Raw genomic sequence first — 13,081 nt, forward strand, 5'->3', positions numbered from 1 at the left:
ATCGCTGAATTAGGCCCATTTTGCAGCACGGCCAAAACAAAATTTCAAGCACTTATCCTTGACTCTATTTGATGGGCTTACTATCTGTGTGCCGTTGGTTGTTAGCACTCCGACATAAAGAGTGCTAACAACCTTTGTTATTAAACATGAATTATCAAATTGAAGGAACGAGCATGAGCTTCCGTCCACTTCACGACCGAGTAGTCGTACGTCGTGTCGATTCTGAAGAGAAAACTTCAGGCGGCATTATCATTCCAGACACAGCCCAAGAAAAACCATCTGAGGGCGCAATTGTTTCTGTCGGCCCAGGTACGCGCGACGAAGACGGCAAATACATCGCTCTTGATGTTAAAGCCGGTGACCGCGTGTTGTTTGGCAAATGGTCAGGCACAGAAGTCAAGATCGATGGCGAAGACCTATTGATCATGAAAGAAAGCGACATCATGGGCATCGTCGAAGGTTAAGTTTAACCTCGATCACCCCCATTCTTGATAAGTTCTAAGGAGCAAACACAATGTCTGCTAAAGAAGTAAAATTCGGCACCGACGCACGCGACAAGATGCTAAACGGCGTCAACATCCTTGCAAATGCTGTTAAAGTTACATTGGGCCCAAAAGGCCGTAACGTCGTTCTAGATAAATCTTTCGGCGCACCACGCATCACTAAAGATGGTGTTTCTGTTGCTAAAGAAATCGATCTAGAAGATAAGTTTGAGAACATGGGCGCGCAAATGGTGCGGTCTGTTGCTTCAAAAACAAACGATATCGCTGGTGACGGCACAACAACTGCTACGGTTTTGGCTCAGTCAATCGTGGTTGAAGGCGTTAAGCTTGTTGCTGCTGGCATGAACCCAATGGATCTTAAGCGCGGCATCGATTTGGCTGTGACCGAAGTTGTTGACAACTTGGCTAAAGCTAAAAAGAACATTTCTACAAGCGAAGAAGTAGCCCAAGTGGGTACGATCTCTGCAAACGGTGAAGCTTTCATCGGTGAAGAAATCGCTCGCTCAATGGAAAAAGTCGGCAACGAAGGCGTGATCACTGTTGAAGAAGCTAAAACTTCTGAGACAACTGTTGACGTTGTTGAAGGCATGCAGTTCGACCGCGGTTACCTTTCACCATATTTCTGCACAAACACAGAAAAAATGGTTGCTGAGCTTGAAGACCCTTACATCTTGTTGTTCGAGAAAAAACTCTCAAACCTACAAGCAATGTTGCCTATCCTTGAAGCTGTTGTTCAGTCTTCACGTCCACTTTTGATCATTGCAGAAGATGTTGAAGGCGAAGCCTTGGCAACATTGGTTGTGAACCGTCTTCGTGGTGGCCTTAAAGTTGCTGCGGTTAAAGCACCTGGTTTTGGTGATCGTCGTAAAGCAATGCTTGAAGACATCGCAATCCTAACTGGCGGCCAAGTGATTTCAGAAGATCTTGGTATCAAGCTTGAAACTGTTACTTTGGATATGCTCGGCACTGCAAAGAAAGTCGACATCACTAAAGAAACAACAACAATCGTTGATGGCGCAGGCACTAAAGACGACATCGAAGGTCGTGTTGGCCAAATCAAAGCGCAAATCGAAGAAACTTCTTCTGACTATGATCGCGAAAAACTTCAAGAGCGTTTGGCTAAATTGGCTGGCGGTGTTGCTGTTATTAAAGTTGGCGGTTCAACTGAAGTTGAAGTTAAAGAACGCAAAGACCGCGTTGACGATGCATTGAACGCAACTCGCGCTGCGGTTGAAGAAGGCATTGTTGCTGGTGGTGGCGTTGCTCTACTTCGCGCTTCATCTGCTCTAACTGTTAAAGGCGTAAACGCTGACCAAGATGCAGGCATCAAAATTGTTCAGCGTGCGCTTCAAGCTCCAATCCGTCAGATTGCTACAAACTCTGGCGACGAAGCTTCAGTTGTTGTTGGTAAAGTTCTTGAAAACTCTTCAGAAACTTACGGCTACAACGCGCAAACATCTGAATATGGCGACATGATTGCAATGGGCATCATCGATCCTGTTAAAGTTGTACGTACAGCTCTTCAAGATGCAGCATCTGTATCTTCATTGTTGATCACTACAGAAGCTATGGTTGCAGAACTTCCTGCTCCAGCAGCTCCTGCTGGTGGCGGTGGCGCACCTGATATGGGTGGCATGGGCGGTATGGGTGGCATGGGCTTCTAAGCTCACCCCTCAAACGTTCTATAGATTTAAGGGCGGTCTTCGGATCGCCCTTTTTTTCGCGCCGCCGTTGGTCGCTGCGCTCCCGACCCCGGCACCCCCGCCGATTGGTGCCCAACATAAATTCTGAGCAAGCGAGTTTCCCCGAGCATCTTTCGCGCCACCGTTGGTCGCTACGCTCCCGACCCCGGCACCCCCGCCAATTGGTGTGCCCAACAAACTCAGAGCAAGCGAGGGAAAAGACGGACGAGCTTCGGCTGAGCTCCGAAAAGTGGGAACCGGTTTTCGGACAAGGCGAAGCGCAATAATGCTGAGGACCCCGACCAACTTCCAGCCCGTCGGCGCGAGACAAAAAATGCGCCCGCGCCCGCGCAGGTGCAGCAAATCGCATAGGCCGGACACACTAGTGTGTAGGCCGTCATGCAAATTGCGGTGCGCCCCGTGAACGAAAAAAATGCAAGCCCCGATCACTCCCCCAACCGTCATCCCCGCGAAGGCGGGGATCCAGGTCTGACTGTCCAAAAACCGCAGCTTTTGTGCTTGACGATATTCCGACCTGAATTCCCGCCTTCGCGGGAATGACGGTGGAGCATAAAGCCAGTCAATGCTTCTCCACATGCAAGTCGCCATTTTGGTCACGATAAATCGTCACCAGCTTCTTGTGTTTCGGGTGATCCGCCACGCTATATCGCGGCTCTTTTAGGCGTACAATTGCTGCCGACAAAAACGGAACCAGCGCTGCCAGAAAAACAACGCAAATCACCAACACGAGAATGATGGCCTCAGCATTGGCTTGAATAACTTGATTGAAAATTGAATTGTCCATTGAGTATCTCCCAAAGTCTTTGCAAAAAACAAATCGGCCACCAAAGCTTCATGCTCTGGTAGCCGGGGAGTTAGTAAGCCGCACAAAGACGACCGCAATGACCTTTAAACCCGAAGGTTCTGGACATGCGCCATTGCCTCCCCGACCCTAATAGGTAAGAGAGACATCATTTCGGCTGATATCAGCCGCTTTGTGAGGGGTTACTACGCCCCGGGATCAGCTTGTGGCTAACCTTGAAAGCGACCTTAATCTGATTTGCTAAACATGTGTAGGGGGAGTGTTGCTACACCGCCGCCGCGTACTCCGTACGCTTCCTCAGCAGCCCCGCCGACTGGCGCGTTCCATCAATTTTAAGCAAGCGAGAGACAAGGCTGGCGAAACAACTCGTTGTTGAGGCCCCCGGTCAACTGTTTGGTCGCGCCTATCTATCCTGCAGACAGGGTATTTACTGGCATATGTTTGAGGCAAAGATATCTCAATTGCCCATCAATCTGCCAGACCAAGTTTGTTGAAGAATATGGCATTCCTTGCCTGTGCATCATTAAGAAGTTTGTCGTAGGGAATTACTTCGACATAGGCGGAGGGCCCCCGAGTGTAGCCAAACAAACCCTTGCCGTCCGGCGTTGGCTCAAAGGTTCCGCGTAACCGTTTTCGTAGTCCTTTGGTTAGATCAGCGACGATATAGCAATGAAACGCAGTATTCTCGCCTATACCGGATATCACACCTCCAGCTTTATCTTTCACCGTATCACCTGACTTAAATAACGTTACATAGTCCATGAGTTGCATGAACGGATCAGTTTTGTCAGTATACGATTGTTTTCCAGGTCGCTTGAATTCGACTAGGATTACAGTGTCACAAGAACGATCGCTTTCTCTCCAAGCTACGCAAGAGTCGTAAAAAAAAGCAATGTCTGGTTCCCTGCCAGAGTCGACATCGGTGTAAGATCGGATGGGTTTGTCCGACGCAAAATATGAGAAAAAGGCCAGTCGGTCGTCAAGAATCCAGAGGTTGTGATCTTCAATTTCCAATTTGCTAGAATCAATTGTCATTGGGCAAATCAACTGATGCACAGCATCCTCAAGGTGATGCTTGTCTTCGGCTTCGTCGTCATTGAAACCTTTCAGTTTTTCAAGCAGGTCTAAAACAGACTTTCTTCGAACAACATACTCTGCCAAAGAGCCCTTTTTGTCGTCTTTAATATATTTTTGGTATTCTTCAACTTTGTCTGCGATCGCGGTGTCATATAACTGCGCACCAACAATATCTCTTTTGATACCGGTAAATTTTCTCTGTCGACGGTATCTGTGTTGGGCCATTTCAACGAAGATACTTTCTTCGTTGTTGCTGCTTGGCTTCAACCCAGTTACAAAGTCGTCCATTTCAGACTTCAAATAGAGATATTGTGGGTTTTTGTGAATTACCGTGTTCGATAGTACCTTCTTTTGGGCGAGCGCTTTATCGATATACTCCTTTAGGAACTCTCGAACACTGGCGGCGACTTGACGGCGAATTTGACGTCCTTCCTCCGCATCAAAGATAAAGTCAGTTCTTTGCGGATTCACGTGTACGTCAAGATAGTCGCCAGTAACGGTACCGACATAAATCTGATCCCCTCCCAACGATTTTAGGCCAATTTGATCGTCAATTCCAAACTCCTTAACGCCGCGATCATTGGCACAAAAACACATCCAGTTATTTACGGAACCTTTGGGTCTGATGCTTTTGTCGCACCGCATGTGTCTTATCAAAATCGGTTGAGTGACATCATCGATTTCAATGTCGATCATCACTTCTTCCGAGGTCACAATCTTGGAATCAAACACCTCTTGAATGTCGATAATTTCATTGTCGTGCAAATACATCTTGGGGGATTTTGTTCCGGCGAAGATTGGCAAGAAGTGACCAACGATACGTTGAACAATTGTATCGCGTTTTACAGGACACTTCCCGCCAAACGCTTCTTTGAAATCGGTCATGCTGACAGAGGTGCCGGTGTAGTCAACGTCAACAGAAGGTTGATCTTTCAGGTCAATCTGATTTTTGTCTCTGAGCACGAAATCGAACTCTCGATTGCTTAACCCGGTTCCGTTTTTGAAGCGAGACTTGACGTTGGTTCTTCCAAACACCTTGAGCCACCCCAAACGTCCTACACCTTTTCCACCTTTCCCAATTTTATGTTGCGAAAATGGAGTGCAAAAAGACCTATAATTGTCGTCGTCCAATCCTATCCCATTGTCTGAAATCTTAAACCCAATAACGGCATCTTCTTCGCATTCATCTCTACGAATAACTTCGATATCTATCCGACCCTTTTCGGCATGGCCATCATCGCCGAACTTTTCATTTATTGCGTGCAATGAATTGCTAATCGCCTCGAATAGAGGAAGTAGGGCATTGGCTTCAGACGGTTTGAGCGGCAATCTCGCGACTTGCCCCACAATGTCATTCTGTAAATCTGGCATGGTTTTCCAAAATCAATCAAATAGTCAAAAAATTCTAAAACTTATCTCGGGTGCCAAGCTTTGTTTGTATCAACCGGGCGCTCCAACATTCGAGACCAAATCCTCAATAAAGATATTGTCATTATTGGACTAAACCCAAAGTTATACTGTTTGCAGGATATCTATCAACAAAATCTTATCCCCGCCCTCACAAACCTATGCCATCATTACCCCATCTTTCATTCAACCACGCAGCTTGCCGACGGGCAGGAAGTGGCCAGGTTGGCATACTGACCCACTAGTGGGATTTTGATCAGACCAGCCTGTTGAAAGATGGTGATGGGTCGCAAGACGTTTGCGGCTTGGAGCCTTTCAATATCAACTTGTCCTGCCAGACACCGAAGGCAGCCATAAGTCATCAATGGGTCTGTTCCCATTTGCCTCAATTGAGGTGTGATTTGGAGCGTTGCGACGCTCAAAACAGCAAGCACGATGCAGGTAATGGGATAAAAGGGTTTAGCACCCGAGGGCAGCTGAGTTGAAAAGCCAAATCACCACATGCGAGGTCATTATGGTCTCATTTAAACATTCTTCGCGCATAACGAGACAATAAAGACCTCGCATGCTGCAACTCCTTTCGCGCCGCCGTTGGTCGCTGCGCTCCCGTCCCCGGCACCCCCGCCGGGTTCACATTTCCGCCGTCGGCCCGTAGGGCCTACCCCGGAACCCCCGCCGAACTCACGTCCACTGTAAATGCAGTGCGGCGGGTTTTGTGTTGGGGTTCTTTTCACTCCCCCACTAGTACATCTGTCCTAATTGTTTTTGCTGTCGCCAGGTGATCTGTTCGAGATCGAAACATAAATCAACGAGGGACACCGACATGGGCATTCGTCATAAACTAGTTGCCGCGCTTACATTTTCATCATTGGCGCTGGCGCCTACACTTATTCAAGCAAAAGAGTTCTTCATCGCCTATCGGGGCGCGAACGGCACAGCCTATTCCTCCGTCGCCGAATGTACCACCAGCGCTCCAGGAAAATGGGCTGGCGGTTGCCATGGCTTCTACACAGGTACTGCATGTGACGGCTGGGAAATCTATGTTGACAAAAACACATATAAAGACTTGCTTTCTCAGTACAATAACGGTGAACAAATCACGTTCCGTTACATCAACTCAAATGGCAGCTTTGGCAATGTAATGTGTACGTTCAACTAGTTATCCGACTAAATTGGACGTGCCCAAAGCCCTTGGGGACAGCAGATGAAAATGGCTATCGCATTCTTTTTGAACCTGTTGGTTCCCGGGCTAGGCAATATCGTCATTGGATATTGGGTGCAGGGCACAATTCAGCTTTTGCTTACGCTGATGGCATTTATCCTCGTGGCGTCGGCATTTTTGGCATTTTTCGGGCTCGTGCTGTTCGCCATATCCTGGATCTATGCGTTGGCCTGTTGGGCCGCGCGGCTTAAGGATCGGCGCGAAGCGGTTGGCTGACGTGACCATAGGATCGAAACAAAAAGGCGCGGCCAAATTGGCCACGCCTGTTGCAATTCAAATCTTTGGTGGTCTTAGAACTCAGCCCATTCTTCAGAAATCGCCGCATTGCCGGAAACCCCATATGTCGCGCGGACATCTTGTTGGGGTGCTGGTGCAACGGCCACAGCCGCTGGTGCAGCGTAGCTAACCCGGTCGCCATTGATTTTGAACACTTCGACAATCTTATCGAGTTCGCTTGAGCGTTGTTCGGTCTGCTCAATAGCAGCGTTGGTTTCTTCCACCAGGGCCACATTATGCTGGGTCATTTCGTCAATCTGAGAAACCGCGGCTCGAATTTCATCAATGGCATTTGTTTGCTCGCTCGAGTTCTTGGCGATTGAACCCATCAACTCGTTGTTTTTACGCGCCGCATCCACCATGGCCTGAAGTTTTTCAGATGCTTCAGCCACCAATTTGGTGCCCTCACCCACTTCAGTTGCTGACTGTTCGATCAGCACTTTAACTTCGGATGAAGCCTGCGCTGCCGACTGCGCCAAGCGCCGCACTTCCACCGCCACAACGGCAAATCCCTTGCCTGCTTCCCCGGCCCGCGCTGCTTCCACCGAAGCATTCAGCGCCAGCAAGTTGGTTTGGAATGCGATGTCATCAATCATGCCGATAATGTTCGAGATCTTCGCAGAAGAGGACGTAATCCGCTCCATGGCGTTGCTGGCATTCACCATCACTTCGCCACCCTGTTCAGCGGTCTTACGCACATCATCTGCGTGCTGCATGGCTTGGTTGGCCTCCTTAGTGTTTTCGCCAACGGTCTCAGAAAGGTGCTTAATCGTCGCCGACGTCTCCCCAATGGCAGACGCTTGTCGGGTAGTTCGTTCGCTTAGATCATTTGCACCGGTCAGGATTTCCTGTGTCGCGGTCTTGAGCGAGCCTGACGTATCTTGAATTTGCGAAATTAACTTTGAAAGCTGCTCCGCAACTGAATTAATATTGCCTTGCAGCTGGCCAAACGCCCCCTCAAAGCGACCCTCCATGCGGGGGTTCAGATCTGCCTGTGCTAGGGCACTCAACACTTGGTCAGCGCTCGTTAGTCCTTCATCAACGCCGTCCATCAAATTGTTGATGCCGTTCACAAGGGCTTGTAGCGCATCGCTTGAAACTTGCGCATCTGCCCGTTGTGAGAAGTCACCGGATTGCGCCGCTTCAATTACCCGCTGAATTTCGTCGTTCACCCGATCTGTTTCAACGCGGTTGCGGTGAATGTAGGAACTAATTGAAAGCTCGACATCCATCAATGACGCTTTAACAATTGCCGAAACAGTTCGCGCGATTTCTTGGCTATCGGGTTGTGTTTTCTTGCCGAAAAATCCTGACTTGCCGCCAGACCCCTCCATCATATCTTCGATCACACCTTCAATGATGCTTTCAACGATCAAGCCGTAGCCGGAAACATAATGCTTCAGCTCAAGCCCAACTTGCGCATTTTCGTCGCCGATCTTGCGACTGGCACGTAGGAATTCTTGATCGATCAAGCCTTCAGCAAGGTGATGCCAATGGGCGGTTTGCGCTTTGCGAGCATTTTCTTGATCTGCCTTGGAGCTAAACAATCTCTCCGCGCTCGGGGCTTTGGATAGCTTATCGTAGAAACGATCCATGGCCTCTTTCATATGTGCCAAGATGCTTGGCTTTACAGCCCGAATGCGTTGACAACTCGCTTCATCCATTTCCATGAAGTTGCGCCGTTCGGTGATGGAGCGTTGATCTTGATCGTTGTGCATGCGGATACTCCTGGTAGATTTACTGCTCTAAGCCTTGGTAGAATCAGTACAAATATTTTTAGGAGGAGTATTGAAGATCAAACTTAAAACTAAATTAACCATAAACGCATCGATTGCGTTTTGATGGCTAAAATGGCCAACCAACAATTGGAATGAGCAAGCGAATTGCCATGGTCATGCTGATGATGACGATTAGGGGTTTGATCAGTCGCGCGCCAAATTTCATGCCGGTGCGTGCGCCCAAATATCCGCCAGCCACTTGCCCAACAATCATCGCACCGCCAGCAACCCAAACAACATCCCCGCCATAGATGAAAAACAACAGGGCTCCAAGGTTGGACATGGCATTGAGTACTTTAGTGTTGCCGACCGCTTTGGTTAAACCAAGACCAAACAGGGTGACAAACCCGGCAATAAAAAACGAACCCGTTCCGGGGCCAAAAACCCCGTCATAGAACCCAAAAGCGAAGCCCATTATGGGGGCAAATATTGCGAATTTTAGTCGCTCTTGCCGTGCTTCATCGGTCATTTTTGGTGAAAACATGAAATAAATCGACACCGCCAGCAACAGGATGGGAACAAATAGGGTCAGGAAGTCCGTATCCATCGACTTTGCTGTGATCGCACCCAATACACTGCCCAAGAATGTGAGCACGATGGGCAAAATTAGCGCTTTGATGTTGATATAGCCGCGCCGCCAATAGGTGAAGGCAGCGACGCTTGTGCCAATAATTGATTGCAACTTATTGGTCGCCAACGCAGAAATTGGGGGCAATCCAACAGACAAAAGCGCAGGCAGACCAATCAGACCACCACCGCCCGCTATTGCGTCCAAAAATGCGGCAAGAAAGCCTGCACCAGCCAAAAACAGCAGAGCGGTAAGTTCGAGTTCCAAAATAATCTTCTTTTAAGTGCGGTGGGTAGGATGTTTCAAAAGCTATATCGCGGTTGGGCCTGCGTCAATCAATGCTGTTCTAACCGCTCAATGCGTCGAGCGCCCGCTGACCTATCCCAGCTCCGAAATAGTCCAATAGTTGGCTCAGTTGAGCCTTCTTTTCTGGAGACCAATTTGCGGATTTGGACGCAACAAGATTGGCTTCAGACTTCAAAATTATACCGTCACTTGGCACTTTGAGTTCATTCGCCGTTAAAGTTGAACCAGACGAAGTGATATCGACAATCAACTCTGCTGCACCGGATGCTGGCGCTGCTTCGGTCGCGCCAAGACTTTCCACAATTCGATATTCGGCAATGCCATGCGCTGCGAAATACCGGCGGGTCAAGTTGACATATTTGGTCGCGACGCGAAGCCACATGCCATGACGGTGCCGGTAGTCAGAAGCGACATCTGCCAAATCGCGCATGGCGGTGACGTCAATCCATGCTTTGGGCAATGCAACCACAACATCTGCTTGGCCAAAATTCAGCGATTTCGCCATCACGACTTGTTCGATCCCGGTTTCCGCGGCTTCATGGATCAGGTCTTCGCCCGTAACGCCCAAGTCAATCTTACCGCTGATCAACTCACGGGCAATTTCACTTGCGGACAGAAAACGAACCGTTACGTCGGGCAACACATCAATCGAACCTAGATAAGAACGCACGCCACCGGGGCGATCAATCGTCAATCCGGCTTCAGCGAATGCTTCGCGCGTATTTTCTTCCAAGCGCCCTTTGGATGGCACTGCGACCAAGAGTGAGCTCATCGCGATGCTCCTAATTCCAAGCGATCTAACCAGATTGCGCAACCAACTGCCGATGTGCGGCCGGTTGCACCCATCCGCTCGAGCAAGCGGTCATATTGACCGCCAGACGCTAAAACTTCACCGGTTTTATTGGCCGTCAATTCAAATACATGACCAGTATAATAATCGAGCCGCGGGCTAAACCCAGCGTCAAATTCAACCGCAATGTTTGGCGCGGCTGCCTTTAGTTCGGTTAGGCGCTGCATCAGTTTTTCCAGTGGCAAATCGAGGTTGATGCCAACCTTCTTGGCCAAAGCCGCCACCCGGAAAGCTTGCTCATGGGCAGGGCCAGCAATCGACAAAAATTCTCTGAGAACACGAACGGTCTTTGGTGAAACCGCGGCGTCAGCCAGCGTTTGCTTCTCTTTATAACGCGCAACGATTTCTTCTGCTTGGCGACCAGAATAGGGAGATAGCCCGGCGGCCGCCATATCTTGGGCCACTTTTTTAATCAGTTCATCCTGATCAGCAGGTAGATCGCCTTGGCCCTCAAACTTTTCAGGCACAGCCAACCGGTCGAGCAAACGCCCCATCGCCGCATCATGACCAAAACGGTCCCGGACGCGAGGGCGCCAAACCTCTGGCAGATCAAGTTGAGCCAATAGTGTTTCGAACAGGTCCACGGCCCCTAAGTGCAAACGCGGGGTTGTTTCGCCATATAGCGCACAGGCCTCAATCGCGAAATGCATAACTTGGGAGAATGTAGCGTCGCTATCTTTTGGCGCAAGAAACTCTAAGCCTGCTTGATCAAATTCAAACTGACCGTGATCGCGCTGGCGAAAGACGGGGCCGATATAGCCATAATTCTTCGTTTCACCTACCGCGCCATCATCCAAATATTGTTTGGCAATCGGCAGCGTGAAGTCGGGACGCAAGCAATATGTGGCACCGTCGGGCCCATTGGTGAGCATCAAGCGACGGCCAATATCTTCGCCCGCTAGATCAAAAAACAAATCCGCAGGCTGCAAAATATCGGGAGAGACCAGTTCTGAAACGGCTAAGATTTTCTCGTTCAGTTGATCGCGTTGCGCACTGAAGTCAGTCATGGACGTCGACATGGACCTACTCCTGATCAGCGCTGTCTTGCTCCAGCAGCGATTTGATATGCGCTACGAGATCCCCACGTTTAACGCTGACTTGGGCCGGACGTGCTGCACGCCACTCAGCATTATCTGTGATCTCTTTGGAGGCAATTTTACCCGCAACCAAGTCTTTGACTTGAACCTCACCGGCTTCGCGCTCGTCCGAACCTTCAATGATCACCGCTGGCGCATTGCGCTTGTCGGCATATTTCATTTGCTTGGCCATGTTCTTTGATGCGCCCAAAAACAGTTCCGCGCGAATACCTGCATTTCGCAACTCAGAAACCATGGTCTGGTAGGAAGCAATTTGGTCTTTATCCATGACCAGTACAACGATTGGGCCCTGTTTCTCAGATACATCCAATTCGCCGACCAATTGGAGGGCGTGGGCCAGACGACTGACGCCAATTGAGAAACCTGTCGCGGGTACTGGTTCAGATCGGAACCGCGAAACAAGCCCATCATAACGACCACCGCCGCCAACAGATCCAAATACAACGGTTTGGCCCTTCTCGTTGGTGACGGGGAATGTCAGTTCAGCTTCAAATACCGCGCCTGTATAATATTCAAGGCCACGAACAACTGAAGGGTCAATTTTTACTTTGTCTCGAGAATAGCCTGCGGCATCAAACAGCGCCTGCATTTCTTGGAGTTCTGCGACCCCTTGGGTACCTACTTCATTGCCATCAACCTGGGTGTGCAGCACATCAAACATTTGCTCGGCATTTGCATCGGCTGTCACATAGGCCAGCACGCGTTCGATCTGCGCTTCATCTAATCCAGCGCCTTCCGTGAAGTCGCCACTCTCGTCTTTACGGCCAGCGCCCAGCAATAGCTTTACGCCCTCTTCGCCCAATCGATCCATTTTATCGATTGCTCGCAGGACAGTAAGAGATTTTTCTGGTTCGTCGGCCAGACCGGCTTGAGCCAGCACACCGTCCAAAACTTTACGGTTGTTGACGCGGATGATGAATTTGCCGCCAAGGCCCAACTCATCTAGCACGTCTGCCATCATCATACACATTTCAGCATCCGCTGATGGGTCAGGTGCGCCCACACTGTCCGCGTCAAATTGCATGAATTGGCGAAACCGTCCCGGCCCCGGCTTTTCATTGCGGAATACATAGCCTTGTCGATAAGAGCGGAACGGCTTGGGCAGTGCGTCAAAATTTTGCGCAAAATAACGGGCAAGCGGTGCGGTCAAGTCATAGCGCAAGCTCATCCATTTTTCGTCATCGTCTTGAAGCGAGAACACGCCTGCGTTTGGTCGATCTGTATCGGGCAAAAACTTGCCCAAGCTTTCCGTATATTCAAAAAGCGGTGTTTCAATAGGGTCAAAGCCATAGCGCTCATAGACTGTACGAATACGATGAAACATTTGATCCAAAGCTGAAATCTCAATCGCATCGCGATCGACAAAGCCTCGGGGCAAAGTGGGTGCTAATCGTTTCGTTTTCTTGGCCATAAACGCCTTCTATTTTTTCATTTTACAACGCGCCAGAAACACGCTTCATCTGGGGTTCCTAAACGATCAGACATGATGACA

General features: G+C 49.4%; 11 protein-coding genes. 4 read left to right on the forward strand and 7 right to left on the reverse strand.

All coding sequences use genetic code 11. The annotated features are described in order from the left end of the window. Positions 1 to 173: 173 nt before the first annotated feature. Both AC2D8L_RS08650 and groL read left to right on the forward strand, forming a co-directional pair. Positions 174 to 464, forward strand: coding sequence for a co-chaperone GroES (locus AC2D8L_RS08650; protein ID WP_484685041.1), 291 nt, complete (start codon positions 174 to 176; stop codon positions 462 to 464). Between the two features lie 50 nt (positions 465 to 514). After that, entirely contained in the window at positions 515 to 2,167 is a 1,653-nt protein-coding gene (gene groL / locus AC2D8L_RS08655) for a chaperonin GroEL (RefSeq protein ID WP_484685042.1), read from the forward strand. Positions 2,168 to 2,765: 598 nt separating this feature from the next. On the opposite strand, the gene AC2D8L_RS08660 is transcribed toward groL, so the two are convergent. Beyond that, positions 2,766 to 2,990: a hypothetical protein gene (locus AC2D8L_RS08660; RefSeq protein WP_484685043.1), complete on the reverse strand. Its 225-nt coding sequence runs from the start codon at positions 2,988 to 2,990 to the stop codon at positions 2,766 to 2,768. 486 nt (positions 2,991 to 3,476) lie between these two features. Continuing rightward, a complete protein-coding gene (locus AC2D8L_RS08665; RefSeq protein WP_484685044.1) occupies positions 3,477 to 5,216 on the reverse strand; it encodes a hypothetical protein in 1,740 nt (579 codons plus the stop codon). Between the two features lie 1,099 nt (positions 5,217 to 6,315). On the opposite strand from AC2D8L_RS08665, the gene AC2D8L_RS08670 reads away from it, so the two are divergent. After that, positions 6,316 to 6,651, forward strand: a complete 336-nt coding sequence (locus AC2D8L_RS08670) for a hypothetical protein (protein WP_484685045.1) — start codon at positions 6,316 to 6,318, stop codon at positions 6,649 to 6,651. A 51-nt stretch (positions 6,652 to 6,702) separates the two neighbouring features. Beyond that, positions 6,703 to 6,930, forward strand: coding sequence for a hypothetical protein (locus AC2D8L_RS08675; RefSeq protein WP_484685046.1), 228 nt, complete (start codon positions 6,703 to 6,705; stop codon positions 6,928 to 6,930). 74 nt (positions 6,931 to 7,004) lie between these two features. Here the strand turns inward: AC2D8L_RS08675 and AC2D8L_RS08680 are convergent, their stop codons facing one another. The 5 genes from AC2D8L_RS08680 to hisS form a co-directional block, all read right to left on the reverse strand. Beyond that, positions 7,005 to 8,708 carry a methyl-accepting chemotaxis protein gene (locus AC2D8L_RS08680; RefSeq protein WP_484685047.1) on the reverse strand — a complete coding sequence of 568 codons (1,704 nt, stop codon included), beginning with the start codon at positions 8,706 to 8,708 and terminating at the stop codon, positions 7,005 to 7,007. A 127-nt stretch (positions 8,709 to 8,835) separates the two neighbouring features. After that, the gene (locus AC2D8L_RS08685; RefSeq protein ID WP_484685048.1) at positions 8,836 to 9,603 is read right to left on the reverse strand and encodes a TSUP family transporter; all 768 of its coding nucleotides are present in this window, start codon (positions 9,601 to 9,603) and stop codon (positions 8,836 to 8,838) included. Positions 9,604 to 9,682: 79 nt separating this feature from the next. Further along, positions 9,683 to 10,414 (reverse strand): ATP phosphoribosyltransferase, encoded by a 732-nt coding sequence (gene hisG / locus AC2D8L_RS08690; RefSeq protein ID WP_484685049.1) that lies wholly within the window; start codon positions 10,412 to 10,414, stop codon positions 9,683 to 9,685. Beyond that, entirely contained in the window at positions 10,411 to 11,511 is a 1,101-nt protein-coding gene (locus AC2D8L_RS08695; protein WP_484685050.1) for an ATP phosphoribosyltransferase regulatory subunit, read from the reverse strand. Before AC2D8L_RS08695 ends, hisG begins: the two co-directional genes overlap by 4 nt. Before the next feature lie 4 nt (positions 11,512 to 11,515). Next, positions 11,516 to 13,000 carry a histidine--tRNA ligase gene (gene hisS / locus AC2D8L_RS08700; RefSeq protein ID WP_484685051.1) on the reverse strand — a complete coding sequence of 495 codons (1,485 nt, stop codon included), beginning with the start codon at positions 12,998 to 13,000 and terminating at the stop codon, positions 11,516 to 11,518. Positions 13,001 to 13,081: the final 81 nt, after the last annotated feature.

The organism is Maritalea sp. YIW29, assembly GCF_057219265.1.

What these genes read in the sequence shown, in the direction of transcription:
- AC2D8L_RS08680 (WP_484685047.1), bottom strand. Translation starts at nt 8,708, where the DNA reads ATGCACAACGATCAAGATCAACGCTCCATCACCGAACGGCGCAACTTC.
- hisS (WP_484685051.1), bottom strand. Translation starts at nt 13,000, where the DNA reads ATGGCCAAGAAAACGAAACGATTAGCACCCACTTTGCCCCGAGGCTTT.
- groL (WP_484685042.1), top strand. Translation starts at nt 515, where the DNA reads ATGTCTGCTAAAGAAGTAAAATTCGGCACCGACGCACGCGACAAGATG.
- AC2D8L_RS08660 (WP_484685043.1), bottom strand. Translation starts at nt 2,990, where the DNA reads ATGGACAATTCAATTTTCAATCAAGTTATTCAAGCCAATGCTGAGGCC.
- AC2D8L_RS08670 (WP_484685045.1), top strand. Translation starts at nt 6,316, where the DNA reads ATGGGCATTCGTCATAAACTAGTTGCCGCGCTTACATTTTCATCATTG.
- AC2D8L_RS08695 (WP_484685050.1), bottom strand. Translation starts at nt 11,511, where the DNA reads ATGTCGACGTCCATGACTGACTTCAGTGCGCAACGCGATCAACTGAAC.
- AC2D8L_RS08650 (WP_484685041.1), top strand. Translation starts at nt 174, where the DNA reads ATGAGCTTCCGTCCACTTCACGACCGAGTAGTCGTACGTCGTGTCGAT.
- hisG (WP_484685049.1), bottom strand. Translation starts at nt 10,414, where the DNA reads ATGAGCTCACTCTTGGTCGCAGTGCCATCCAAAGGGCGCTTGGAAGAA.
- AC2D8L_RS08675 (WP_484685046.1), top strand. Translation starts at nt 6,703, where the DNA reads ATGGCTATCGCATTCTTTTTGAACCTGTTGGTTCCCGGGCTAGGCAAT.